Below are 23,055 nucleotides of genomic sequence, written 5' to 3'. Positions count from 1 at the left end.
TCTACATCACCAGGTAGCCCTGTAATCGCTCACCGGGGAGGCCGGCTTCCTTGCCCCGGGCAAGGGCGCGAAGATTCGCGACCTCGTACTTCTTCTTCTCCAGGTAGACGAGGATTGGGAGGATCGAAAACGCGTACCGCTTCGACATCCGCTCCATCTGGTCCAGCTGGACCCGGGTCAGCGCAACCTCGATCTCGTGGAGCGCGGTCTTGCCCCGGATCTCCTCTAGCGCGTTTAAGAGCGGGATCATCTTCACCTGTCTTTTTAAGGCGTCGATGAACTCGTCCTGGCTCTCGAGTCCCGAGAGCCGCTGCAACTCGTCCACCGTGAACGAACCGCCGGGGATCATCAGTTCCCTGACATCCTCGCGGACATGTCCGGCCCGCAGCCGGAAGAGGTTCTGGATGTTCCGGATATCGATCTCGAGCCGGATATACTTGAGGAAGATATCCCCGCCCTTGACGCCTCCTTTCGCGTCCGCGATCAGCCGCGCGTAGTAGCCCTTATAGAGCTCGTTCTCCAGGTGAGCAAACGATCCGGTCTCCGTCGCGCGAGGGAGTTCCCTCTCGATGACGGGGTAGAACCGCTCGCCCTTGAGCGACTCGGCGACCCGCTCCGGCGACTCTTCCGCGACAAGGCGGTCGAGAGCGACCCGATCGAGTCTGCCGGCCGGAACCAGGACCTCTTTGATCTTACCCGGCTGCATCTTCTGCATCTTCCCGCGCAGGACGGTGACGACGTTCTGGATATCCCAGCGGCGCAGGTAACTGGCGGTAAAGTGCTTCAGGTCTCCCGGAACCAGTTCCAGGATGCTCTGGTACTCCTTGGCGAGGTTCCAGCTCAGGGCCACCTCCACGAGGTTGATTCCGGAGAAGGAGGTGCCGAGTTCATCGATCTCCGACCGGTAGATGGTCTCGCCGATGAACCGGGTGATCTCAGGCAGGCTCATATTCAGCATGCGGAGATAATCCTCGCGTGGTATCAGCAGCGATTTACGCACCCGCATGCGGGTGCAGGCGTAAATGTACTGGGCCGATCCGCTACTTACTCCTGCCATTTATGAACCCTCCTCATGTAAACAGAATATCCGACGCATCCTTCAAACCGGATTCCCAGATCTCGTCCAGGAACGTGCGGTAACTGTAGTCGATCTGCAGTTCGCCGTCGTTGCTCTCGACGATGATGCCGCCGGGAATGTCGACCGGGGCACCCATGGTGTAGCCCGAGAACATCTTCAACTGGGAGAGGATCTCTTCGACAACCGGGGAATCCCGCTCGTTTGCATGGACGACGCCTTTCTTGATCTCCTTTACCGCTCTCTTCAGCAGGGCTGTGAGCGCCTTCTCCTGGAACTCGGCGGGCAGATCACCGACAGCGGCAAGCGAGGCCGAATAGACCTGATCGAGGAGCGTCTTCTGGGCGTTCAGGACCTGCCGCTTGACGACGAGGTTCGCCGCCGAGGCTTCCTGGTTGATGATGTGGGTGACTGCCCGATCCGCTTCCTCCTGCGCCGACGCCTTGATCCCGGCGGCGCGAGTCTGTGCGTCCACCAGGATCTCCTCGACGTCGGTCCGGGTCTCTGCCCGGATCGTCTCGACCTCCTTTCGCCCTTTCTCCCGGATCTCGTTGACAACTGCTTCGAGTCCCATGGTTCACTCCATCAGAACAGAAGCAGCAGTGCAACCACAAGACCAAAGATGACGATGGTTTCCGGAATCACCGTGAAGAGCAGTGCGAGACCAAACATATCCCTGTTTTCTGCGGTTGCTCCGACGGCCGCCGCACCGATGCCCATCTCTGCGAGACCGGTGCCGACGCCGGTGAGACCTACTGCGAGACCTGCGCCGACTGCGCTCATTCCTGCCTGCGATGCCTGTGCTATTTCAAGAGTTGTGCCAACATCTACCATTTTCTTATTCCTCCGTAAACTTTGATATCATACCAAACGGGTTGTACTTCTTGCCTCCACCTTTGTAGAACTTGGTGAAGAACTCAACATAATGAAGACGAATCGAATGCAGACCGCCGCCGAGGAGGCCAAGTGCCGTGTTCAGCACGTGCCCCATCAGGAAGACGAGAATGCCGACGATGATGAGGATCACACCGACCGGTGTGATTGCTTCGAGTTGGGGCTCTATCATCATCCCGATCGAGATGTAGTTGACCACCATCGCGATTGCGACCGAGGACAAGCCCACCGCCACAAGACGGGCGTACGACAATACGTGGCTGACGATCGTCGGAAGTTCGACGATCTCGAGCGCGTTCTCCTGCGCGATACCGATGACTCCCGCCACCAGCAGGACGACACCGATCACGGCGGCAACGCCGAACCCCATAGCAACGATGGGAAGACCTGTCAGGTCGGGCATCATCGGGATGGGGAAGAACGACCATATGATGAGGAGTATGCCCCACATGACCCCGAGCCAGCCGGCGTGTGAGATAACCGCCTTTGCCGCGTGCCTGCCGTGGTAAAGTCTCCGCGCATTGAGTATGCCAAGAACGCGCCCGAGCGTGATGTGCAGGATACCGATCCAGATCGCAATGACCATCAGTTCGACTACCTGCGGGCCGTGTCCTCCCGCATGCCCTCCGATATTGAGGTGTCGGGAGAAGACCAGCGGCTCCCACGGGAGCGAGAATCCCAGAAATTCACTGTAGAGCACGCCGAAGACGATACTCGAGATGCTTGCGTAACTGAGCACCTTGAGCAGGTTTCTTCCGCCTTCGCCCTTCAGGAACTTGCGTAAGCCAAGACTCAGAGCGAGCAGGACGGCTCCGTAACCCACGTCACCGAGGATCATACCGAAGAAGATGGGAAACACGATGGCTACCATCAGCGTCGGGTCGATCTCGGAGTAGCGGGGCCGCGCGTAGATGTCCATGAGCATCTGTGTCGGCGAAGCGAACGACGGGTTTTCGTACTCCACAGGGACACTGGTGTCTTCTTCGATCTCCAGTTCCTCGATGTAGATCCTCCCGTTGGTCGCTTTATCCAGCGCGTCCAGAATGTTATCCGCCCGGTCCTCGGGCACCCAGCCTTCGGTGATGAAGGTCTCCTCCGTGGTAGCAAACCGCAACGGGGCTTCCGCCCGCTCTACGTCAGCCGTGAGTAGTTCATCGCATGCTACCAGGAAGTCGGTGTGCCTCTCCCGGATTCCCGCGATCTTCGCGTTGACCCCGGCGATCTCGTCCTCGATCCGCCGGGCCTCTTCCAGGTGGGCCGTCAGGCGGTCGGTCGGCGCCCCGGTCTCCTCCGGGACGGGGATCGCCTGGAACCCGGCATCGAGGAGAGTCCGCTCGACCTCTTCGCGGTGCTCGTTCTGCACCACGACGACGATCATGTTGCCGGCCACTTTGTCGGAGAAGTACTTCTCGTTCGGGACGTCGATCCCGACGTCGTGGGTTATGTGCCCGGTAAAGACGGTAAACCGCGTATACCCGCGGTAGAACTCCAGATCAAGGGGAACCGCAGTAAACGGTTCAAGTTCCCTCGCGCGCTGCTCGTGCTCCTTCTGCCGCGCCTCCAGCCTCGAGCGTGAACCGACAAGATCTTCCGCTTCCTTCTGGATAACGGGCAGATCCGTCCGGATCATCTCCCTGACCTTCGATGCGGGGAGCTTCGTTTTGACTTCTACGTTCTCGGGATCTATCCCGCACGCATTCTCGATTGCCCTGACCTTGATGAGCGCCGAAGCAGCGTCGCTCGCCTCCGGAAGCGGGTGGCCGATCGACAGCGCTTCAGGCGAACTCTCGGGCACGAAGTCTTCGATGTGATAGACATTGTGCCGGTAGAGTTCTCTGATGATGGCGTCGATCTCACCTTTCGGGGCTGCGATAAGCAACCGGCGCATCCGTTCAGGCCTTAACATGCAGCTGCTCCTTAAACCGCGTGACAATAAAATCTACAGCTTCTGCAAGGTTCTTGTTCCCGGATGCTATCAGCGCCTCTGCGCGCGCTTCACCCTCCCTGACAATCTCCGCGTGTCTGTGCTGCGCCTGGGCTCGTGCCTCCGCCAGACGCTGATTCCTGTAATCCTCGGCATCCTTCTGTGCCTTGATGACCAGGTTCTCAGCCTCCAGTTCGGCATCCGAGAGGCTCTTCTTCCTCTCCGCCTGCGCATCACGGATCATCGCCTGATACTCTTCTTCAGTTTCCCTGATGCTTTTCAGGACATCGGTCTTCATCAAACCCTCCTTCTCACGGCGTATGAATATTTGATGAAATTGGGCATATATTTATTGTTGTTTGTCCGCTGAGGATTTTTCCGCATTCAGATGCACCATTTCCACCCCGGGGGGCAGGTTTTCAATCGTGACGCCCCCGGGAATCCCGACAAGCGAGAGCCCGGAAAACTCCGCGGACGAGCAGAGCAGGTGTTGCTCGGGGTGGGTTCCGCGCCGGATATCGCAGGCTAAAAGGATCGCCGGGGCGACCGAGACGACCATCGAGAGCCGCTTTGAGCCCGGATGATTTTTAGGGAGGACGACAAGCGGTATGTGGTAGCGCCGGACAAGTTCGAGCATCATGCGTGCCTGCTCGATGGGACCGCCTTCGGGCATGGAGACGGCGACCAGATCGTCGGGGTCGACCCCCTGGCAGTACTCGTCGTCCGGGGTCTCGATGCAGAGCGTAAACCGGGAGCCGGCTTTCGCCACAAGTAGAAAAGAGCGTTCTCCCTGGATGAGGAGAGGTTCGCCGCCGAGGGGCACGGTTGTCGCGCCCGCCCCGGCGGGGGGGGGCCCGGAAGCGCCGCCTTCAGATCTCTTCGACATCTTCCGACTGGCAGCTCGGGCACATCGGCCGCTTTCCAACGCCCTTGAACCGCTCGCCGCACTCTTTGCAGCGGTAATTCTTGCCCTTCACCCGATCGTCATCGAACTCGATATCGACGGGTCCACCGACTGTACACATCTGGCATCACCAGAAGAGAGGGAGGAAGGCAGAGGATAAAACCCTATCGCGGCAGCCTTGGAAAAACCGGTTCTGCGGCCCGGGGCCCGTTCATCTTCATGCACCGCCGTCCCCTATGGGTTTGCCTTCTTCTGCATCATCCGCCATCGCTTGAGAACGAACGCCTTGCCCGTCGCACCCTTCAGGCGGGGGGTCTCACGCGAAGAACGCGAAAAAGGACTATCAACACCTGCCTGGACTTCGCGCCTTCGCGTGAGTTGGCGGAGGCCATCAAAAAGCATGAAGCGGTCGAAAACCTTCTCAGATCGCAATCCCCACAAGGTGGAGCAGGACAAGAACCAGGGCGCCCGGCAGCCCTGCGAGGGCGCAGATGAGGACCGTCACCAGGTTGATCTGGATGTCGGGAGCGCCGAACCAGCTGAGGACATCGAAGTAATTCAGGAGCCCGAGCGTGATGAGCCCGGCGATGGCGTTGATGACGAGCGTCATGGCCTTCTTCATGAGGTAGTAGAGCGCCGCGGCTATCGCGACCGCGAGAAGGATGGCAAGGATCTCTTCCATCATCTATTTACCAATGATCTGCTGGTTATTTAACCGTATTGATGGAATCGTCAGACGTCCGACGCGCCTTGCGTCATTTCCGAGCCCCCCGATGCCCGCGAGCATCTCAAAGACATTCCCGGAGAGCATCGCCGTCCGGATGGGTTCAACGAGGTCTCCGCCTTCGATCCAGAAGGGGTTCGAGATCTCCACCGAGAAATCGCCGGAGAACGGGTTCGCGGTATGGGCGCCCACGACGTCGTGGATCCAGACCGCGCGCTCGTCGCCGGGATCCTTCACCCGCGGGCCGTCGATAAAGAGGTTGTGGAACCCGATGCCGGGCGGCTCGGCGCCGGAACGGACGGCGCTCCCCGTGCTCCCCTCGCCGTAGCGGTAGCCGGTCTTGAGATCGTAGGCGAACCGACCAAGCACCCCCTGCTCCACGAAGACCAGACGGCGGGTCGGAGTCCCCTCCGCATCGAAGGCCGTGCTCCCGAGACCGGGAGCAAACGGGTCGTCGTAGACGGAGAGCCGCTCGTCAAAGACCTGTTCGCCGACTTTGTCCGCAAGGAACGATCGGCCGGCTTTCACGTTCCGCCCGGATATGGCCGGGAGAAGAACCTGGCCGAGGAGGCTTGCCGCCGCAACCGGGGAGAGAACGACGTCGTAGCGGCCGGTCTCGATATTGCGCCCTGATAGAGAGCGCGCAGCAAGCGAGGCGGCCCGCTCCCCGACCGACCGGGCATCGATATCGGCGAGGTACGGGGAGGCGTCGAACTCATAACCCGTGGACTGCTCCCGGATTGCCTCGAGGGAGACCGCCGCCACCGTCCGGTCCATGCAGTAGAAGACGCCGCTCGAGTTCGCGACCGCAAGATACGACCGGGCAAGATCCGCGCCCCCGCCCACAACCTCCACCGGGTGCTCCGCCGCGCCGGCAAGGAGGTCGCCGACCATCCTCGCCGCATCCTCCACCGCGACGACGAGATCCCCGTCGGCCGTGGAGGGGGTGCCTGCGAGATCGGCCGGTTTCGGGAACCCGCCCCACTGTTGCGGGGTGGCGAGACGACCGCTCGCGAGCGCCGCGTCCAGGCATTCCTTCCACCGGTCGGGATCGCTCGTGGCCGAGAATCCTATCCGCCCGTCCCTGACCGTCCGGACGGCCATGTTCCAGGATTCCGACTCCTCGGCGTTCCCGAGGATCCCCTTCTTGATCTCGGTGCCGACGCTCAGCCCCCGGGCGTAGAAGACTTCGACCTCGTCCGCCCGGCGTTCTCCCTCCCGGAGAACCCTCTCGATCAGGTCTTCGCCGTTCATTCGCCGCGCCCCCCGATGGTTGCATTCTCGAGCAGGAGATGGGGCGCGCCGTCGCTGACCGGGACGCTCTGCCCGCCTTTCCCGCAGTACCCCGGGCTCATCTTCCGGTCGTTTCCGATCAGGGCTATGCTATGGAGCGTCGAGAGGATCTCGCCCGAAAGCGAGACGTCCCGGACCATACCGGCCTTCTCGCCACCCTCGATGAGGTAGCCATACTCCGCGTTGAACTGGAAGACGCCGCGGCCGGGGTCGACCTGGCCCCCACGCGACCCGATGAGAAGGATACCATCCCTGCACTCCTCGAGGATCTCGTCGTAGGCCGCGTCGCCGTTTTCGATGAAGGTGTTGCTCATCCGGACGATCGGCGGTGCCCCGTGCTCCGCCCGGGCGTGGCCGGGGATACCGTTCCCGACCGCCACGAGGGTCTCGCGGTTGTGGAGATATGAGGAAAGGATGCCGTCGCGGATGATCTCCGTGCGCTCTACCGCCACCCCCTCGGCGTCGACGGGCATGAACCCGAACTCGGGGAGGGAGGGATCGTCGACGATCACGAGCCCCGGACAGCCGATGCGTTCGCCGATCTTCCCGCCAAGGACCGATGCACCTTCGCGGACGAGGTCGCCCTCGCTCGCGTGGCCGACCGCCTCGTGGGTGAAGACGCCCGCAAGCTCCGGGTCGAGCACCGCCCGTTTTGTCCCGCCTTTCGGGAGTTTCGCGTCGAGCAGGGAGACCGCGACCTCGCCCGCCTTCCGGCCGAGATCCTGCTTGTTCCGGAGGTTGAACCCGGTGGTGATGTGGTCGCGTTCGCTCCCCATCTGCATCACGCCGTTCCTGGACGCGATGGCGACGACCGAGAACCCGGACCGGACGGCCTCGTAGGAGTACTCGTTCCCGCTCGAATCCAGGAACCGGACCGCGTCGATCCCCTCGGTGTAGCGCGCGCGGGTGTTTCCCACCCCGGCAACCCGTGCCGCACCTTCGATCCCGGCAAGCAGCCGGGTCTTCTCTTCGAGATCGACGTCCCGGGGATCTTCCCCGAGGGGCGGAACCGGGAGCACGCCGCGCGGCGCGTCGGCAAGGTCGAGATGATCCTCCGTGACGGCCGCAAGGCGCGATGCCGCCTCGACGAGACTCTCGACCTCGCGTTTCGAATCGATATCGACGTGATCGCGGGTGAGGATGCCCCAGCCTTTCGATCCCAGCACCCGGATCACGGCTTTATCGAAAAATGAGGTGCCCGCGGACTCGATTACCCCGTTGTCGATATCGACCAGGGTGATCTCGCCGCGTACGCACCGGATATCGTAATAGCGCACTTCAGCCATAGGTCATCAGACTACGGAACGCCCGACGTTCGGGTCGAAGAGAGCGGTCGGGTTGACCGCCAGTTTCCGGAGCTTCGAAATAAACCCGTCCCGGTTCTCGGGGACGAGCGCGTTCTGGAGAACCTCTTCGATGTGGTCGACCGGCACCACCTCGATCATCGCGCGGTAACGATCCTCGATGAGGACGTCGTCGAGGTTCGACCGCGGGATGATCACCTTCTTGATCCCGGCTTTTGCCGCCGCCTCGATCTTGTAGGTGACGCCGCCGATGGGGAGAACGTCGCCCCGGACGGAGAGCGAACCGGTCATCGCGACGTCCTGACGCACCGGGATGTTCTCGATGGCGCTGATCACCGCCGTCGCCACGGTCACGGAGGCGGAGTCACCCTCGACACCGCCGTAGGTGCCGATGAACTGGACGTGAATGTCCATGTTCCGGATGTCCTTGCCCGTGAACTTCTTGATGAGGGCGCTGACGTTCGTGATCGATTCCTTGGCGATATCTTTCAGCATGCCGGTCGCGATGACCGTACCGTTCGCCCCCTGGCTCGGGGTCACCTCGGCCATGACGGGAAGCACCGAACCGGAGTCGCTCCCCATCACCGCAAGCCCGTTCACCCGGCCCACCCGGGTGCCCTCGACGACGGTGATGTCGTAGTCGCGGCTCCGCCTGATATACTCGTCGGAGATCTGGTCTTCAATCGAGCGGGAGGCCGATTTCGCGGCGAGGACGTGCTTTGCCGAGGTGAACTCCGCACCTTCCTGCCGGGCGAGATCGCCCGCCACCCGGATGAGCCCGCCCATGTCACGGAGTTTCAGGGTCAGGTGGCCCTTCCGGTTCGAGCGGCGCCGGGCCTCGCGGAGCACCTCGAGCATGGCGGCCCGGTCGAAGTGGGGGATCTTCCCGTCGTTCTTGACCTCCTGCGCGATGAACCGGAGGAACTTCTTCCGGTTCTCCTGGGTGTCCTCCATCGTCTCGCGCATGTAGACCTCGTAGCCGTAGCCCCGGATACGCGACCGGAGCGCCGGGTGCATCCCCTGGATGGCGTCGATGTTGCCTGCCGCGATCATCACGAACCGGCAGGGAACCGGCTCCGTCCTGACCATCGCGCCGCTCGAACGCTCGCTCTGGCCGGTGATCGGGAAGGTGCCCTCCTGGAGCGCGGTCAGCAGGTTCTGCTGGGAGTGGGGGGTGAGGGTGTTGATCTCGTCGATGAAGAGCACCCCCCCGTGCGCCCGGTGGATGGCCCCACCCTCGACACGGTCGTGGGAAGGCGTCTCGAGCCCGCCGCTCTGGAAGGGGTCGTGCCGGACGTCGCCGAGCAGGGCGCCCGCGTGCGAACCGGTGGCGTCGATAAAGGGCGCCATGGTGTTCGAGTCGTGGGATATCAGGAGCTTCGGGACCATCGCCTCCTCGCGGGGCATCGAATACTTCAACGCTATGAAGACGAACGCGGCGGCGATGATGCCCATCAGCCACTGGTAGGTGATGATCGCGTAGCCGATGATACCGATGATGAGGAGCATGACAAGGGTGCTCCGCATCTGGATCTTCTTCCTCGCCTCCACCTTGTGGGCGTTGACGATCTGCTTGCCGCGGCCGGCAGGGACGGTCCTGATGATGGGATTATTGTTGTCCTCGGGATTCGGGTAGACCATAATGTCCTGCAGTTCCTCTTTGGGGAGGAGCTCGGCCATCGCCTTCGCCAGCATCGATTTGCCGGTTCCGGGGGTGCCGATCATCATCACGTGCCTGCGCTGGACCGCGGCCTTCCGGATCACCTCGACACCGTGCTCCTGGCCGATGACCTGGTCGATGAGATTCGGGGGTACGTCGATATCCGACGATGCGCTTAGCTCAAGACCGGAAAAGACATCCGTCTCCTCCAGATCGTCGGTCGTGAGCTCGATGTTGGGAATTTCTGTTGTTGGCGTCGAATCCATCGTCGAGTTTACCTCTTTGCTGCACTGGTACTTATATAATTTATTCATCCTCGTTCAAATACTTTCTAGCAAAGGTGTTTCATGAGAATAATCAGCACGGAACGGTCCCAGGTTCTTGCAGCCCGCGTTGCCGAAAAACTTGGGGCCCCACTGGTCGAGACGAAATTCACCCGATTTCCCGACGGGGAACTGTATCTTAAGTGCAGAGAACTGGACGACGAGACCCTGATCGTCAGCAGCATCGTGGACAACGATATGTTCATGCAGACCCTTCTCGCGATCGATGCCGCCGATCAATCGAAGAACACGCTGGTGGTTCCGTATCTCGGCTACTCCCGGCAGGACAAACGCTTCTCCCCCGGCGAGCCGATCAGCGCCCGGGCGGTCGCACGGGCCCTCTCGGCCGGCATCGAGCGGGTCTACGTCGTCAACATCCACGACCCGGGCGTGCTGGGTCACTTCGGCGTCCCGGCGAAGAACGTCACCATCGCCCCGGCCGTCGGGGGGTACGTCGGCGACCTGCGCCTGAAAAACCCCCTGGTTCTCGCACCGGACGAGGGCGCGATCGGCTTCGCTTCGGACGTCGCGGCGGTCGGCGGATGGGACTGCGACCACCTCGAAAAGACCCGGCTCTCGGGCGAGGAGGTCAGGATCGCCCCGAAGACCATCGATGCGGCCGGCCGGGACGTCGTGATCGTGGACGACATCATATCCACCGGCGGAACCCTCGCGACCGCCGCCTGCATGCTCCGGGAACAGGGGGCCGCATCCATCCACGCGGCCTGTGTCCACGGGGTGCTCACGAGCGGCGCCTACACCCGTCTGCGGGCGGCGGGAGTCTCTTCGGTCGTCTCCAGCGACACCTACGAGAACGCCTCAAGTTTCATATCTGCGGCAAGTGCTATCGTCACCGCGATCAGGGAAGATGCTCACCGTTGACGGATCACATCTCGAAGGAGGCGGGCAGATCCTCCGCCTGGCGGTCGCCTTATCAGCTATCTCCGCCACTCCGGTCACCGTGACCAGGATCCGGGAGAACCGGCCGAACCCCGGGCTTGCCCCCCAGCACATCGCCGCCGTCCGGGCGGTCGCCGGAGCCTGCGATGCAGAATGCACGGGCCTAACGCCGGGGAGCCGGGAGATCTCGTTTGCTCCCGGCCGGATCCGGCGGAAGGACCTCGCGATCGACCCCGGCACCGCCGGGAGCATACCCCTCATCGTCCAGGCGTGGCTCCCGGTCGCCCTTCAAGCCGGCGGGAGCATCACCGTTTCGGGCGGGACGGAGGTGCCGTGGAGCCCGACCATCGATTACCTGGATCGTGTCTTCGCGCCGGTGCTCCGCCGCGCCGGGGCCTCGATCGAGATCACGGTGCGCGAGAGAGGGTATTATCCCCGCGGAGGGGGGCGGGTGCACGTCCGGGTGGAACCGTCCCGCCCGGACCCGATCGCGATCCCGGAAGGAGAGGAGGGCGGCTGCGGAATCGTGTCCTGCTCGGCGGGCCTTCCCGCGCACGTCGCGGAGCGCCAGGCGGCGGCCGCTCAGAGTCTCCTGGATCGGGAACTCGGTCTTCCCTGCACCGCGGCACTCGATCCCCGCGAGGGCGGGACGAGTGTCGGGAGTTCGGTCACGGTCTGGAGCGGGGCGAAGGGTGCCGTCGCTCTCGGGAAGCGGGGGCTTCCCGCCGAAAAGGTGGGTCAAGCAGCCGCACGGGCCCTCGCCGACGAATACCGCAGCCCCGGCACGGTCGACATCCACCTCGCCGACCAGCTTCTCGTTCACCTCGCCTGCCACGGCGGAGAGTACAGCACCCATACCCTCACGATGCATGCAAAGACCGCAGGCTCTCTCCTCGCGGAGTTCGGGTACCCCATAGTCTGCCAGAAGAACGATATCGTGAGGTTCTCGGCATGACGCTTGTCCTCGACGCTTCGGTCTTTTTTACGGAGATCCCCTTCGATGGCCCGGCCTCGACCACACCGTCGGTCGTCGCGGAGCTCACCGACACCCACGCGAAATGCCGGTTCGAGGTTCTCACGGCCGCGGGGCTCCGGGTCCGGGAACCGCGCGAGGAAGATCTGGCACGGGTGGATGCGGCCGCACTCCGGACGGGAGATAGCGGGGTGCTCTCCGGAACCGACCGGGACATCCTCGCGCTCGCGCTGGAACTCTCGGCCGTCCTCGTCACCGACGACTTCGCCGTCCAGAACGTCGCCCATCGCCTCGGTATCGAGACCCGGAGCATCAGGCAACGGCCGGCCCGGCCGATCCGGTGGCGGTACCGGTGCAGCGGGTGCGGGCGGTACTGGAAGGGGCCGGGAGACTGCCCGATCTGCGGCGCATCAATCAAAAGAAAGCTTAAATAATCACCCGGAGATCTTTTCACCATGTCCGCGCTCGAAGAGCTGATCACGAAGGCAAAGGCGCTCCAGGCAGAAGGGCACACCCCCGGCCAGATCTCCGACGAGCTGGGTCTCTCGATGGAGACGGTCACCTGGCTGCTCACCCAGCAGAAGGGCATGGAAGCCCCGAAAGACGTCCACATCGATTGGGCGGCCGTAGGGAGCCACGGCGTGCTCTTAAACGACATGGCGATGATGATGCTCAAACGCTTCCTCTACCTGGAGGAGGGAGGAGACGTACGTGCCATCGAGGATCTTCCCGACACGGTCGTCGGGATCGCGCCGTCGGGTGCCCCGCTCGCCACCCTCATCGCCGCGGAGGAGGGGCTGAAACTCGCGGTATACCTCCCGGCGAAGCACAGCCGGAGCGAAGCACCAACCGGGTCGCTCTCGGGCACCTTCTCCGCGATCGCCGCCCAGCGGTGCATCATCGTCGACGACGTCGTCACGACCGGGACGACGCTTTCCGAGACGATAGCGTTTCTCCGGCAGCATGGGGCCACGCCGGTGGCGGTCTGGTCGCTCTTCGACAAGCGGGGGGCGAGGGAGATCGACGGAGTCCCGGTCCACTCGCTCTTCGTGATATCGAGGCTCGGGTGAACGGCCCGGCACTTTTTTTGATCCGCCCGAACCCGCCCCGGCGGGAGCGGCGAAACGGATCGCAACCGGTCCGGGGGATCCGGGCGCGTAACGGCGGCCGACAGGAGATACATCGCCGCCGTCGGGCCGGGGCGTCCCGGAAAGGACGGGTGCCATCGACCAATTTATATAGAACCTCTGAACAAACCTAACGAGCAAAGGAGGATTATACAATGCTTGCTGGACAGCCCATCATTATTTTGCGGGATAACGTTGAGCGCACTCGCGGATTCGAGGCGCAACACTCGAATATCATGGCTGCAAAAGCAATTGCGGCCGCCGTTCGGACGACACTCGGCCCCAGGGGAATGGACAAGATGCTGGTCAGCTCCAGCGGTGACGTGGTGATCACGAACGACGGGGCAACCATCCTGCACGAGATGTCCGTGCAGCATCCCGGCGGCAAGTTGATCGTCGAGGTTGCGGAGACCCAGGACGACGAGGTCGGTGACGGCACCACGACTGCAACCGTGATCGTCGGGTCTCTTATGGAAGAGGCGGAGACGCTGCTCGCACAGGACGTGCACCCCACCATCATCGCGAACGGCTATCAGCTCGGCATGGAGAAGGCCCTTGCAATCCTCGAGGAACTGGCCATCGCCGTCAGTGCCGAGGACAAGGAAAACCTCATAAAACTCGCCGGAACCGCCATGACCGGCAAGTCCATCGAGGCAATCAAAGACCAGATCTCCGGCATCGTGGTGGACGCGGTGCGCCAGGTCGCGGGCAAAACCGACCGGGGCACCTACATCGTGGACGAGGACGACATCAAGATCAAGAAGCAGGTCGGCGACTCGATGGACGACGCCGAACTGATCCGGGGCATCGTCATCGACAAGAAGCGCGTCTTCGAGCAGATGCCCGATAAGGTCACTGACGCTAAAGTAGCCCTGCTCGCCCAGCCGCTCGAGATCACGAAGACCCAGGTGAAGTCGAAGATCAAGATCACCTCCTCCGACCAGATGAAGGCGTTCTCCGAGCAGGAGCGCGCGTCCCTCCGAAAACTTGCCGAGCAGATCGTTGCCGCCGGCGCGAACGTCGTCCTCTGCCAGAAGGGAATCGCTGACGCGGTGCAGTATTACCTGGCAAAGGATGGCATCTACGCCATAGAAGACGTGAAAGAGGCCGACATGAAGTTCGCCGCGAGAGCGCTCTGCGGCAGCATCGTCAACAAGCCCGAGGAGCTCACCGAGGAGACGCTCGGCCACGCCGAGGCGGCCGAGGAAGTCCCCGACGCCGACCTGACGATCATCTCCGGGTGCGAAAACCCAAAGGCCGTCACGATCCTCCTGCGGGGCACCTCCCAACTCCTGCTGGACGAACTCGAGCGGGCGGTCTACGACGCGGCCCGGGTCATCCAGGACGCCATCGAGGACGGCAAGTTCGTCGTCGGCGGCGGATCGGTCGAGACCGAACTCCAGCTCCAGATTCGCGACTACGCCGCAACAGTCGGCGGCCGGGTCCAGCTCGCTATCGAAGCGTTTGCGAACGCTTTCGAGGTCGTCCCGAGGACGCTCGCGGAGAACTCCGGATTCGACACCATCGACAAGGTCGTCGCCCTCCGGAAGGCCCACGCCGACGGCGCGAAGCACGCCGGGCTCAACGTCTACACCGGCGAGGTCGTCGATATGTTTGAGGCCGGGGTCATCGAACCCCAGCGGGTGAAGACCCAGGCGATCAAGAGCGCGACCGAGACGGCCATGCTCCTCGTCCGCGTCGACGATATGATGATCACCCAGACCGGACAGCCGGCCGGACAATAAGTCACCCGCGTGAAGAGGCCAGGAAGATCCCGGCTTCTTCCTCTGCTATTTCTTCGTCCTGCGGAACGCTCCGCCCGCGGCAAAATATCAGCGCCGTATCCGGATTGAGACCGAAGGAGAGGAGGGCGATCTCATACGTGTCGCCCGGCTGCCCGCGGTAGACCAGCACACGACCGTCCGGAATAAGGGTGAATCGACAGAGCATTATCTCGATACTATTATAGTCGAAGAGCCTAAATACTCTAGGCTGATTCTGTGCCGAGGTAGTCTAGTCCGGGAAGGCGGTGGCCTCGAAAGCCACTGGTGTTCGGCACCTCGGGAGTTCAAATCTCCCCCTCGGCGTTTTCAGGTACCTCATATAGGGCCCGGCACGCCCCCCAGCGGGTGTACGCCCGGGCGGGGCGGGACCTGGTTTACCGGAACCTTTTCTGCGATCCCGGTATCGGCACGGATGCGGGCAGTTCCGGGAGAGATATTTATGGTCACGGTAAACCACAGTTGGTACGTAGCGCCTGCCGTCCGGGATCATCCCGCACCGGCCGATGGAGATCTCCCGTGTACCGCTGCTTTGACGAACTGGACGATGCCGTCGTCATTCTTGACCGGGATAATACCGTTGTGCGGCTGAACCGATCGTTTTGCGAAACGTTCGGGATCGGCGATGACGCTGCCCGCGGCATGGAGATAGGCGACCTCATCGCCCGCCACCTCGCACCGTTCTTCGAGGAGGGGGACTCTGCCGGCCGGATGATCGAAGCACTCCGGCACCGGGAGGAGGTGACGCACGAGACTCACCGGATGCGAACCTCCACCGGTGAGGTGCGTCACTTCTCCTTCTCGTGCCGGGTGATCTCCGGCGAGCCCTCCGCCGGGGAGAGGCTTGCACGGTTCCGGGACGTGACCCCCGAACGCGACGAAGCAGTGCGGCGCGCCTGGGAAGAGAGCGCACGGGTCGGGGCCGAGTCGGTCTTTACCGCCGTCGGAGAACTGGTGCCCTACGGCTTCTGGGTATGCGGGCCGGACGGCAACGTGCTCTATCTTTCCGCCTCGTTCCTCGAACTGGTGGGAAGGACGATCGAGGAGTGCCGGCGCTCCGGATGGCCGGAGTGCATCCCGCTCGAGGATGCCGCAGCAGTGCGTTCCGACTGGAGACGGTGCCTCGATACGGGGTGCCGTTGGAATCGCGAGTTGAGGGTTCCGGATCCCGACGGGGAGTGCCGCACCATCCTCTCCCGGGGAGCGCCTATCCGTGACGGGGACGGGCAGATCGTCCTCTGGGCCGGAATCAACCTCGACATCACCGCAAGAAAACAGGCCGAGCGGCACACCGCCGTCCGGGCGGCGCAGCAGGCAGCCATCGCGGACCTCGGCCAGTTTGCTCTTGCAGGGGCGGAGCCCCCCGAACTTATGAACGCCGTGGTCCGGATGGTGGCGGAGCGCCTGGGAGTCGATTACGCCAAAGTGCTCCGCTACCTGCCAGAGGAGGATCTCTTCATCCTCGAAGCGGCGGTGGGGTTCGGCGGAGTCCGGGTCGGTACCGAGAAAGTGAACGGGGGAACCGATTCCCAGGCGGGATACACCCTTCTCTCCCATGAGCCGGTGATCGTCGAAGACTTCGACGCCGAGACCCGGTTCCAGGGGCCGGCCCTCCTGCGAAACGAGGGGATCCTGAGCGGCATCAGCGTCATTATCCAGGGTGACGAGGCGCCGTACGGGGTGCTCGGCGCCCATACCCGGACCCTGCGCAGGTTCACCCGGGACGACATCAACTTCGTCCAGGCGGCCGCAAACGTTCTGGCACTGGGATTCAAGCGAAAGGCGGCCGAGGAGGCGCTCAGCAAGAGTGAGGAGAAGTTCCGCCAGATAGCGCAGCGGAGTTTCGACATGATCTACACCTGCTACCACGACCGGGGGATCACCTATATGTCCCCGGCCGTGGCCCGCATCCTCGGCTATACCCCCGCCGAACTCATCGGCTGCAGGTGCCGTGACTATGTCAGCCCCTTATCGCTCGCCGCATGGGAGGAGGGGCAGAAGAAGATGGCGAGAGGCGAACCGACCGAAGGGCTCGAGGTCGAGTTCCGCCGCAAAGACGGGACGACGGCCTTCGTCGAGCTGAACGAATCCCCGATCGTGGAGAACGGAAAGGTGGTCGGCGTCCAGGCGGTGGGAAGAGACGTCACCGAACGAAAACAGATCGACCAGCTTAACCGGCAGGCGTTCGACCAGATCGAACGGAACATCGAGCAGTTCGCCGTCCTCGGCGATCACATACGCCAGCCCCTGCAGGTGATCCTCGGCATGGCCGACCTGACCGACGATCCGAAGACCTCGGCGGTCATCCACGACCAGGTCAGGCGGATCAACGAGTACATCAGGCAGCTGGACCGGGGATGGGTGGAGTCGCGGGAAGTTCGCGCGTTCCTCCGGCGGCACGACCGGGGGTGAACACGGTAATCCGGCTGAACACCCCCTGCGGATCGCTCATATCTAACGCCGGGTGAGCGGTTTCTCCGTGACCAGGCCGATCCCGACGTCGCAGTCCTGTATCGCGCCGTGCCCGGAAAAGACCGAACGGATCTCCTCAAGAATCCGCTCGGCCAGTATCCGTGCGTCGCGCTCCTGGTCGGTGTCCATCTCGATGAACCCGGTCAGTTCTATACGGAACTTTTTCATGCCTCTGCTTGCCTCCGTCTCCCTGCAGCATCTATTCCCGGCATCCTAATGCGCCTCTCCGATACTGCGGAGAACCGCCTGCATGACCCTGTCCACATGCTCCCACGTGGGGTTATCCGCGCTCATACCCGGACGCCGGACGATGAAGGGGCGTCCTTCGTCACCGGCCCTGCGCACATCGGGATCCAGAGGGATATTGCCGAGGTACGGCACGCCAAGGTCTTTTGCAGCCTTCTTCCCCCCGCCCTGTCCGAAGAGGTCGATCTCCTTGCCGCAATGCGGGCAAACCATGCCACTCATGTTCTCGACGATGCCGAGAACCTTGATATCCATCTTTTCAATGAATTTTACGGCCTTCGTCGAGTCGAGGACGGCAACCTCCTGCGGCGTCGTCACGACAACGGCACCGGCAACGTTCGGGGCGAGCTGGATGATCGATAACGCCTCGTCTCCCGTGCCCGGAGGCAGATCCACCACGAGGTAGTCAAGGTCTCCCCAGTTAACATCCGCGAGGAACTGTTTGATGGCCTGCATCTTCATGGGACCGCGCCAGATGACAGGAGTGCTCTTATCCGGCAGGAGAAACGCCATCGAGACGACGCCGAGTGCCGGCACCACGTATACCGGTTCGATCGTCGTGCCGTTCGTCGACGTGAGTTTCGTCTCCTCGATGCCCAGCATCTTGGGGATGTTGGGGCCGTGGATATCGAGATCGAGAAGGCCCGTCTGGTAACCGTGGTTCGCGAGCGCCATTGCAAAGTTCGCGGCCACCGTGCTCTTCCCGACGCCTCCCTTTCCGCTCAGCACCAGGATAACGTGCCTGACACTCACGGCGACCTTTTCAAGCGGGTTTTTCTGCTGCTGTCCGGCATCCTTCGTTGTATTGTCTGCTTCTGCCATAACGTACCCCTGGCACCCCATCTCCGGAGAACGGACGATCCCGTTCACCGGTCACGAAGTGATTGTGAGCCCGCACGAGTGTTCTTCCCGAACAGGATCGTGCACCACGGCTCGCATAACAAAGTTAACAGTGTTAACAGAAAACGATATTGATGCGTACATGCCTGACCCCCCCGGTGCGAGACGATCCACGGCGCTCACCGGATCTGCTCCCTGAACGGTTCTCCGGCGGGAAAGGGCGGAGATCGGTTCGAGACCCGTCTTGCCGGGAACCCCACGTTAAAGAGAGGGTATTGACACAGGGTAGAACGAGGGATGTGTGATGGCATTTGATCTATCGAAATGCGACTTCTCCCGCTGCAGGGGAGAATGTCTCGTCCGCTGCCCGTACGTATCGTACGACGAGGACGACGCAAAGAGAGCGATGAAGTCCCTGATAGAGGGAGAACGCCACCCGATCCTGAAAGAGTGCATCACCTGCGCAGCGTGCAACGATTTCTGCCCGCTGGGCGCCGACCCGTGGGACCTCATCGCACGGCGGCAGGAAGAGACGGGTGTTCTCGGCATCCCGGCGGACGCGAAGCCGTCGAGCGACTGGCTGACGAAACCGGCCGTAGTCATCCGGAGAGGAAAGCCGGGAGGGGCGCTGATCTCGGCCGGCGGGATTTACGAGGTGGTGCCCCAGGCGGAGTTCCTGACGGGGCAGGTGTTTGAGGACGCAACCGTCATCGGGGGAGGGCCGTACGCATGCGGGTTCACCGAGACCCACCTCGGCCGGGCGTCCCGGCCGCTGAAGAACCTCCCGCAGTTCATCGAGAATCTCGCGAAAGCGGCCGAAGAGTTCGGGGTCGACGAGATCGTCTTCACCCACGACGCCTGCTACAACGTGGCGACGACCCTCGCGACGCAGCAGGGGATCGAGGTGCCGTTCCGGCCGGTCCATATCCTCGAGCACATCAGGAACTGGCTGCGCGACCACCCCGACCGGATCAAAAACCCGCTCGGCCTCAGCGTCGCGGTGCAGGGCGGCTGCACGACGCGCTACGCCCCGAGAGGCGGGGACCGCGAGATCTGGTCGGACTGGCTCGCCGATATCTTCGAGATGATCGGTGTAGAGTCCGTCGAGGAGAAGCGGACGTATACGGGAGATGACCGGCTCTGCTGCGGGTGCGGGATCTTCCACACCCAGCACGAGCGAGCGGTCGATATCCAGCGTAAAAACATCGGCGATGCCGCCGAAGCCGGCGCCGAAGAACTCGTCTTCATCTGCCCGGCCTGCATCTCCGTGATGCGGGCGACCTGCCGGAAGATGGAGATCGAACCGATTTACATCACCCAACTCGTGAAACAGGCGCTGGGCGAGGAACTCGGCCCTGCCGGAACCGCCGCGTTCGGGTATCCGGTGAAGTAGCCAGACGAGGTGAGAAGAATGGTGAAGTTTACGAAGGAGATGAAAGAAGCCCTGCGGGTTCCCGGCAAGGGAGGGAGCCTGATCTACCTCTGCACGTCGAGCAGGGACGGCAACCCGAACATCGCCGCGATGCGGTTCGTCGCCACGCACATGGACGACAAGATCCTGATCGCCGATATGTTCCTCTTGAAGACGAAGGCGAACATCAAGGAGAACCCCGAGGTCGCGGTCACGATCTGCCACCCGCTCGACGAGGGGCGGTGGTGGGTCTTCAAAGGTAAGGCCGTGGACATGGAGTACGGGTTCCCGCGCGATTTCGACTGGTACGGCGCGAACGCGACGGATATCCTGAACGAGTGGGGGAACTGGAACAAGGCCGAACCGCCGGATGAGGTGCCGCCGGACATCGTCTTCCCGAAAGCCGTCCAGCGCGGGGTCGTGGTCGTGCATGTCGAGGAGGCCTACTCCATCGAGCCGGGGAACGTGGGAGAGAAGGTTCTAACGGGGTGATCGAGATGACGGTAAACCTTACAGACAGGATGAAGGCCTGGATCGAGGCGATGGGCTGCCACCTCTGCGTCGCGACGCCGGAGGGCGTGCCGTTCGTGGTGCTGGGCCGCTACGCAAAGGCGACGACCAACGGCGAGGTGGCGTTCGCGCTTGCACAGGACGAAGCGAAGGTGATCGCGCCCGTGCTGTCGGAGAACCCCAGAGTGGCGTTCGGCGTCTCGCGCCAGGGGGGTATTCGTGCTGCGTACCAGTTCAAGGGAACCGGAGAACTCCTCCGGTCCGGATCGGTCTTCGACACGGTCGCGGCACAGGCGAAAGAGGAAAAAGGGATCGACGCGGAATTGGTGCTCCTTGTCCGCCTGACCGAACTCTACTGCACGAAGCCCGGCTACGAGGCCGGGCAGAGGCTCGACGGCATGACGCCGGAGGAACTCGACGCCTGGGAGCGGCAGCGCTGGAAGGACGTGCCGAGAAAGAGGGACTGAGGTCTGATGAGCAGCGACGAAAAAAAGATGCCTAAACAGTTCCCCTGGATCATCCCCTTCTCATGCGAGGGGTGCGGCGACTGCGTCGAGGCCTGTCCGACCGGCTCGATCGAGCTCGTGGATCTCGGAAAGAAGATCGACAAGGCCTGGATCACGAATCCGGAGACCTGCATCGGCTGCGGGAAGTGCGCCGATGCCTGCGTCGTCGGCGCCGTGCAGATGACGTCGTACGTCGAGAAGGCGCTCGAGCGCTACCGCGAGAAGACGAGCCCGGAGTAATTCCGGGATCAGGCTCCTTTTTTACGTTCCATGAGTGGTGTCTCGCTGTCGATGGAAACAAGGGCATCCTGAAACACACACCTATGAGAGTGTGTTGGGCCACAGCACCTACCAGTACGCTGGACCGTGGTGGCTGCGCACCTGATGGTGCTCGAGCTCCTGCCCTTCGGCCAGTCGCTTATCGCCATTGGGGGAACGACTGTCCGCAGGACGCGACAGTTCGCTAGAACTGGAGCGTGAGCACCGAAGGTGCGAGACAGGAGTTCGAGAAACCTGAAGGGGTTCGCTGTGGGGCTGACAGGGAGTGCGAGCGAAGCGAGCTTGAGCACCGGAGGTGCGAGTGCGATGCTCCGGAGGAGCGGAGCACGAGAAGCCGTGAGGCGTCGAGGTGCGAACGGAGTGAGCATGAGAAACTCGAAGAATTTCGAGGGGGGAGCGAAGCGAACACGAGAAGAACGAAGTTCTTCGAGGGAGCATCCCCCCCTCCCCTGTCTCTACTCCATAAGGCTATACCTGTGACCCCCACCCCATCCGGCCTCCGGCCTCCTCCCCCGCACCCTTGGGGGCGGGGGCAGTGCGTGGCGATAGCCGGTGGGAAGCCGTGTCCCGGGAGCGAGTTGGGATTCTGTTCTTTTTCGGGATCTCCCCATACTGTGGACCGTGGGGATATCGCCACGGGGGTGGGGCTGACGGGGAGGGGGCTCGCCCCCTCCCCTGTCTCTGCCTCGTGTCTTCAGTGTCCAGAATCAATTTCTACAGATAACTATACGCCTGTAACCTCCACTCGAAGACCTTCGGTCTTCTCAAGCTCCGGACGTCCTGTCCGTCGCACCCCGCCCCCAGGGCGGGGGCAGTGCGTGACGATACCCGGGAATATCGGTTGATGGGGTTATGTGAGTAGAACGGAGTTGCCCTGAAATACTTCCTGAAGAAAGTAGAGGAGTTCAACAGAGCCCTTGAATCCAGACTCATACCTGGTTCTACAGAAACCCGAACGACTCAAGCAGCACGTCGGCATTCAGCCTGCCGAAGTGATGGACTTCGCCGCTCTCCGAATCGTTCACCGTGACCTCTGCCGGCGAGAAGGCAAGCAGCGAGTCCACCTTGAGGAAGTCGTAGCCGGCATCCTTGAGCACCCGGGCAAACGGCCTCCCGTAGTCGGGGGAGGTCCGGGAGGGGAGGGTCGCAAAGACCGGGTCGTAGCCCTCCGCGACGAGGGAGACCGAGCCGTAGTAGATGTTGCAGTCGTTGGTCGTCCCCATCGCCTCGATGCCGGTCCGCTTTATGGGCGCGATCGGCGATCGGCCCGCCGCATGGCTGATCCGGAGGACGTCGTATCCCTTCTCCTCGAGTTTGTGGAGGGTCGCCGTGACGACCCGGCCGGAGATCTGCACCGAGCCGACCAGGCTCCGGGTCGGGGCGACGAGGACGTAGAGGTTTTCGGGTTCGATGCCGCACTTCTCCGCGATGAAGCCCGTGACCTCCTCGTCGGGCAGGGAATCGGCCTCCAGCGCGAGGATGCCGGTCCGGGATGTGTCGCGGTAGCCAAGCATTTTGTAGGTATTTTTCGGCTTTAAGGAGAGCGCCCGCGCCGGACCGGAAGCCATCGCGGAGTAGCCCCCGGCCTTGAGCACCCATCCCGCCTTCTGCGAACCGAGGCACGCGAGAGCGGGGCGGCTCACGGTGAGGTGCAGGAACGGGACGGGCACGTCCCCCACCCGGCCCATGGTTATCGCCGTCGTCGCAAGCCCCGCAAGGCAGGTCTCCACGAAGAGGGCGCCCGCCCGGTAACTCCCGGGGACGTGCACGCCGCAGTCGATGCACGTTGCGCCGTTCTCCTGCTCCGCGACCGCGATCCCGTGTTCGTCCCGGCGGTCGATCAGTTCTCTGACGGCGGGCATCGCCGTGCGGTTTACGCTGAGCATCGTCCTCACCTATCTCAGCGGTA

At 62.7% G+C, this 23,055-nt stretch carries 25 protein-coding genes and 1 tRNA gene; 11 read left to right on the top strand and 15 right to left on the bottom strand.

The features are described from left to right. Position 1 precedes the first annotated feature (1 nt). The 11 genes from MEMAR_RS01350 to lonB all read right to left on the bottom strand — a co-directional run bounded on the left by MEMAR_RS01350 (position 2) and on the right by lonB (position 10,044). On the bottom strand, positions 2-1,057 hold the full coding sequence (locus MEMAR_RS01350; protein ID WP_011843140.1) for a V-type ATP synthase subunit C: 1,056 nt from the start codon (positions 1,055-1,057) through the stop codon (positions 2-4). Positions 1,058-1,070: 13 nt separating this feature from the next. Then, positions 1,071-1,649, bottom strand: a complete 579-nt coding sequence (locus tag MEMAR_RS01345; RefSeq protein ID WP_011843139.1) for a V-type ATP synthase subunit E family protein — start codon at positions 1,647-1,649, stop codon at positions 1,071-1,073. A gap of 11 nt (positions 1,650-1,660) precedes the next feature. After that, the gene (locus tag MEMAR_RS01340) at positions 1,661-1,909 is read right to left on the bottom strand and encodes a H+-transporting two-sector ATPase C subunit (protein WP_011843138.1); all 249 of its coding nucleotides are present in this window, start codon (positions 1,907-1,909) and stop codon (positions 1,661-1,663) included. Positions 1,910-1,913: 4 nt separating this feature from the next. Then, on the bottom strand, positions 1,914-3,875 hold the full coding sequence (locus tag MEMAR_RS01335; RefSeq protein WP_011843137.1) for a V-type ATP synthase subunit I: 1,962 nt from the start codon (positions 3,873-3,875) through the stop codon (positions 1,914-1,916). Continuing rightward, positions 3,862-4,191 (bottom strand): V-type ATPase subunit subunit G family protein, encoded by a 330-nt coding sequence (locus MEMAR_RS01330; RefSeq protein ID WP_011843136.1) that lies wholly within the window; start codon positions 4,189-4,191, stop codon positions 3,862-3,864. The genes MEMAR_RS01335 and MEMAR_RS01330 overlap by 14 nt, the downstream gene beginning before the upstream one ends. A 51-nt stretch (positions 4,192-4,242) precedes the next feature. Then, complete coding sequence (locus tag MEMAR_RS01325; RefSeq protein ID WP_245526626.1) at positions 4,243-4,662, bottom strand: alpha/beta hydrolase; 420 nt, start codon at positions 4,660-4,662, stop codon at positions 4,243-4,245. A 100-nt stretch (positions 4,663-4,762) separates the two neighbouring features. Beyond that, complete coding sequence (locus MEMAR_RS13075) at positions 4,763-4,918, bottom strand: hypothetical protein (RefSeq protein WP_187147931.1); 156 nt, start codon at positions 4,916-4,918, stop codon at positions 4,763-4,765. A gap of 300 nt (positions 4,919-5,218) precedes the next feature. Beyond that, positions 5,219-5,482 (bottom strand): pro-sigmaK processing inhibitor BofA family protein, encoded by a 264-nt coding sequence (locus MEMAR_RS01320; protein ID WP_011843134.1) that lies wholly within the window; start codon positions 5,480-5,482, stop codon positions 5,219-5,221. Further along, positions 5,483-6,775 carry a TldD/PmbA family protein gene (locus tag MEMAR_RS01315; RefSeq protein WP_011843133.1) on the bottom strand — a complete coding sequence of 431 codons (1,293 nt, stop codon included), beginning with the start codon at positions 6,773-6,775 and terminating at the stop codon, positions 5,483-5,485. Beyond that, on the bottom strand, positions 6,772-8,100 hold the full coding sequence (locus MEMAR_RS01310) for a TldD/PmbA family protein (RefSeq protein ID WP_011843132.1): 1,329 nt from the start codon (positions 8,098-8,100) through the stop codon (positions 6,772-6,774). Before MEMAR_RS01310 ends, MEMAR_RS01315 begins: the two co-directional genes overlap by 4 nt. Before the next feature lie 6 nt (positions 8,101-8,106). Beyond that, a complete protein-coding gene (gene lonB / locus MEMAR_RS01305; RefSeq protein WP_011843131.1) occupies positions 8,107-10,044 on the bottom strand; it encodes an ATP-dependent protease LonB in 1,938 nt (645 codons plus the stop codon). A gap of 81 nt (positions 10,045-10,125) precedes the next feature. On the opposite strand from lonB, the gene MEMAR_RS01300 reads away from it, so the two are divergent. The 5 genes from MEMAR_RS01300 (at position 10,126) to thsA (ending at position 14,846) form a co-directional block, all read left to right on the top strand. Further along, complete coding sequence (locus tag MEMAR_RS01300) at positions 10,126-10,983, top strand: ribose-phosphate diphosphokinase (protein WP_011843130.1); 858 nt, start codon at positions 10,126-10,128, stop codon at positions 10,981-10,983. After that, positions 10,970-11,956, top strand: a complete 987-nt coding sequence (gene rtcA, locus MEMAR_RS01295) for an RNA 3'-terminal phosphate cyclase (protein ID WP_011843129.1) — start codon at positions 10,970-10,972, stop codon at positions 11,954-11,956. Before MEMAR_RS01300 ends, rtcA begins: the two co-directional genes overlap by 14 nt. Continuing rightward, complete coding sequence (locus MEMAR_RS01290; protein WP_011843128.1) at positions 11,953-12,408, top strand: NOB1 family endonuclease; 456 nt, start codon at positions 11,953-11,955, stop codon at positions 12,406-12,408. Before rtcA ends, MEMAR_RS01290 begins: the two co-directional genes overlap by 4 nt. Positions 12,409-12,429: 21 nt before the next feature. After that, positions 12,430-13,044, top strand: coding sequence for an orotate phosphoribosyltransferase-like protein (locus tag MEMAR_RS01285; protein ID WP_011843127.1), 615 nt, complete (start codon positions 12,430-12,432; stop codon positions 13,042-13,044). A 212-nt stretch (positions 13,045-13,256) separates the two neighbouring features. Continuing rightward, on the top strand, positions 13,257-14,846 hold the full coding sequence (gene thsA / locus MEMAR_RS01280) for a thermosome subunit alpha (RefSeq protein WP_011843126.1): 1,590 nt from the start codon (positions 13,257-13,259) through the stop codon (positions 14,844-14,846). 1 nt (position 14,847) lies between these two features. Here the strand turns inward: thsA and MEMAR_RS01275 are convergent, their stop codons facing one another. Next, a complete protein-coding gene (locus MEMAR_RS01275) occupies positions 14,848-15,015 on the bottom strand; it encodes a thiamine S protein (RefSeq protein WP_245526625.1) in 168 nt (55 codons plus the stop codon). Positions 15,016-15,103: 88 nt separating this feature from the next. Here MEMAR_RS01275 and MEMAR_RS01270 point away from each other — a divergent pair. Continuing rightward, a tRNA-Ser gene (locus tag MEMAR_RS01270) sits at positions 15,104-15,188 on the top strand. 213 nt (positions 15,189-15,401) lie between these two features. After that, positions 15,402-17,294, top strand: coding sequence for a PAS domain S-box protein (locus tag MEMAR_RS01265; protein WP_011843125.1), 1,893 nt, complete (start codon positions 15,402-15,404; stop codon positions 17,292-17,294). Positions 17,295-17,336: 42 nt separating this feature from the next. Here MEMAR_RS01265 and MEMAR_RS01260 read toward each other — a convergent pair whose 3' ends face one another. Both MEMAR_RS01260 and MEMAR_RS01255 read right to left on the bottom strand, forming a co-directional pair. Continuing rightward, the gene (locus tag MEMAR_RS01260; protein WP_011843124.1) at positions 17,337-17,522 is read right to left on the bottom strand and encodes a hypothetical protein; all 186 of its coding nucleotides are present in this window, start codon (positions 17,520-17,522) and stop codon (positions 17,337-17,339) included. Positions 17,523-17,567: 45 nt separating this feature from the next. Continuing rightward, positions 17,568-18,422, bottom strand: coding sequence for an Mrp/NBP35 family ATP-binding protein (locus MEMAR_RS01255; protein ID WP_011843123.1), 855 nt, complete (start codon positions 18,420-18,422; stop codon positions 17,568-17,570). Between the two features lie 322 nt (positions 18,423-18,744). Here MEMAR_RS01255 and MEMAR_RS01250 point away from each other — a divergent pair, with 322 nt between their 5' ends. From MEMAR_RS01250 to MEMAR_RS01235, 4 genes are read left to right on the top strand one after another with little or no spacing between them, the layout of a single operon-like run. Continuing rightward, on the top strand, positions 18,745-19,833 hold the full coding sequence (locus MEMAR_RS01250) for a (Fe-S)-binding protein (protein ID WP_011843122.1): 1,089 nt from the start codon (positions 18,745-18,747) through the stop codon (positions 19,831-19,833). A gap of 18 nt (positions 19,834-19,851) precedes the next feature. Next, positions 19,852-20,343 (top strand): pyridoxamine 5'-phosphate oxidase family protein, encoded by a 492-nt coding sequence (locus tag MEMAR_RS01245; protein WP_011843121.1) that lies wholly within the window; start codon positions 19,852-19,854, stop codon positions 20,341-20,343. A gap of 5 nt (positions 20,344-20,348) precedes the next feature. Then, entirely contained in the window at positions 20,349-20,828 is a 480-nt protein-coding gene (locus MEMAR_RS01240) for a hypothetical protein (protein WP_011843120.1), read from the top strand. 6 nt (positions 20,829-20,834) lie between these two features. After that, a complete protein-coding gene (locus MEMAR_RS01235) occupies positions 20,835-21,107 on the top strand; it encodes a 4Fe-4S dicluster domain-containing protein (protein WP_011843119.1) in 273 nt (90 codons plus the stop codon). A 980-nt stretch (positions 21,108-22,087) separates the two neighbouring features. On the opposite strand, the gene mch is transcribed toward MEMAR_RS01235, so the two are convergent. Continuing rightward, a complete protein-coding gene (mch, locus tag MEMAR_RS01230; RefSeq protein ID WP_011843118.1) occupies positions 22,088-23,032 on the bottom strand; it encodes a methenyltetrahydromethanopterin cyclohydrolase in 945 nt (314 codons plus the stop codon). Positions 23,033-23,055: the final 23 nt, after the last annotated feature.

It is taken from the genome of Methanoculleus marisnigri JR1 (genome assembly GCF_000015825.1).
Taxonomy (GTDB): Archaea; Halobacteriota; Methanomicrobia; order Methanomicrobiales; family Methanoculleaceae; genus Methanoculleus; species Methanoculleus marisnigri.
This window is presented reverse-complemented; position numbering and strand designations above follow the sequence as displayed.

Bases quoted from the DNA above. Each gene is read 5' to 3' on its own strand.
- MEMAR_RS01350 (WP_011843140.1), bottom strand. From the start codon at position 1,057: ATGGCAGGAGTAAGTAGCGGATCGGCCCAGTACATTTACGCCTGCACC.
- MEMAR_RS01345 (WP_011843139.1), bottom strand. From the start codon at position 1,649: ATGGGACTCGAAGCAGTTGTCAACGAGATCCGGGAGAAAGGGCGAAAG.
- MEMAR_RS01340 (WP_011843138.1), bottom strand. From the start codon at position 1,909: ATGGTAGATGTTGGCACAACTCTTGAAATAGCACAGGCATCGCAGGCA.
- MEMAR_RS01335 (WP_011843137.1), bottom strand. From the start codon at position 3,875: ATGTTAAGGCCTGAACGGATGCGCCGGTTGCTTATCGCAGCCCCGAAA.
- MEMAR_RS01330 (WP_011843136.1), bottom strand. From the start codon at position 4,191: ATGAAGACCGATGTCCTGAAAAGCATCAGGGAAACTGAAGAAGAGTAT.
- MEMAR_RS13075 (WP_187147931.1), bottom strand. From the start codon at position 4,918: ATGTGTACAGTCGGTGGACCCGTCGATATCGAGTTCGATGACGATCGG.
- MEMAR_RS01320 (WP_011843134.1), bottom strand. From the start codon at position 5,482: ATGATGGAAGAGATCCTTGCCATCCTTCTCGCGGTCGCGATAGCCGCG.
- MEMAR_RS01315 (WP_011843133.1), bottom strand. From the start codon at position 6,775: ATGAACGGCGAAGACCTGATCGAGAGGGTTCTCCGGGAGGGAGAACGC.
- MEMAR_RS01310 (WP_011843132.1), bottom strand. From the start codon at position 8,100: ATGGCTGAAGTGCGCTATTACGATATCCGGTGCGTACGCGGCGAGATC.
- lonB (WP_011843131.1), bottom strand. From the start codon at position 10,044: ATGGATTCGACGCCAACAACAGAAATTCCCAACATCGAGCTCACGACC.
- MEMAR_RS01300 (WP_011843130.1), top strand. From the start codon at position 10,126: ATGAGAATAATCAGCACGGAACGGTCCCAGGTTCTTGCAGCCCGCGTT.
- rtcA (WP_011843129.1), top strand. From the start codon at position 10,970: ATGCTCACCGTTGACGGATCACATCTCGAAGGAGGCGGGCAGATCCTC.
- MEMAR_RS01290 (WP_011843128.1), top strand. From the start codon at position 11,953: ATGACGCTTGTCCTCGACGCTTCGGTCTTTTTTACGGAGATCCCCTTC.
- MEMAR_RS01285 (WP_011843127.1), top strand. From the start codon at position 12,430: ATGTCCGCGCTCGAAGAGCTGATCACGAAGGCAAAGGCGCTCCAGGCA.
- thsA (WP_011843126.1), top strand. From the start codon at position 13,257: ATGCTTGCTGGACAGCCCATCATTATTTTGCGGGATAACGTTGAGCGC.
- MEMAR_RS01260 (WP_011843124.1), bottom strand. From the start codon at position 17,522: ATGAAAAAGTTCCGTATAGAACTGACCGGGTTCATCGAGATGGACACC.
- MEMAR_RS01255 (WP_011843123.1), bottom strand. From the start codon at position 18,422: ATGGCAGAAGCAGACAATACAACGAAGGATGCCGGACAGCAGCAGAAA.
- MEMAR_RS01250 (WP_011843122.1), top strand. From the start codon at position 18,745: ATGGCATTTGATCTATCGAAATGCGACTTCTCCCGCTGCAGGGGAGAA.
- MEMAR_RS01245 (WP_011843121.1), top strand. From the start codon at position 19,852: ATGGTGAAGTTTACGAAGGAGATGAAAGAAGCCCTGCGGGTTCCCGGC.
- MEMAR_RS01240 (WP_011843120.1), top strand. From the start codon at position 20,349: ATGACGGTAAACCTTACAGACAGGATGAAGGCCTGGATCGAGGCGATG.
- MEMAR_RS01235 (WP_011843119.1), top strand. From the start codon at position 20,835: ATGAGCAGCGACGAAAAAAAGATGCCTAAACAGTTCCCCTGGATCATC.
- mch (WP_011843118.1), bottom strand. From the start codon at position 23,032: ATGCTCAGCGTAAACCGCACGGCGATGCCCGCCGTCAGAGAACTGATC.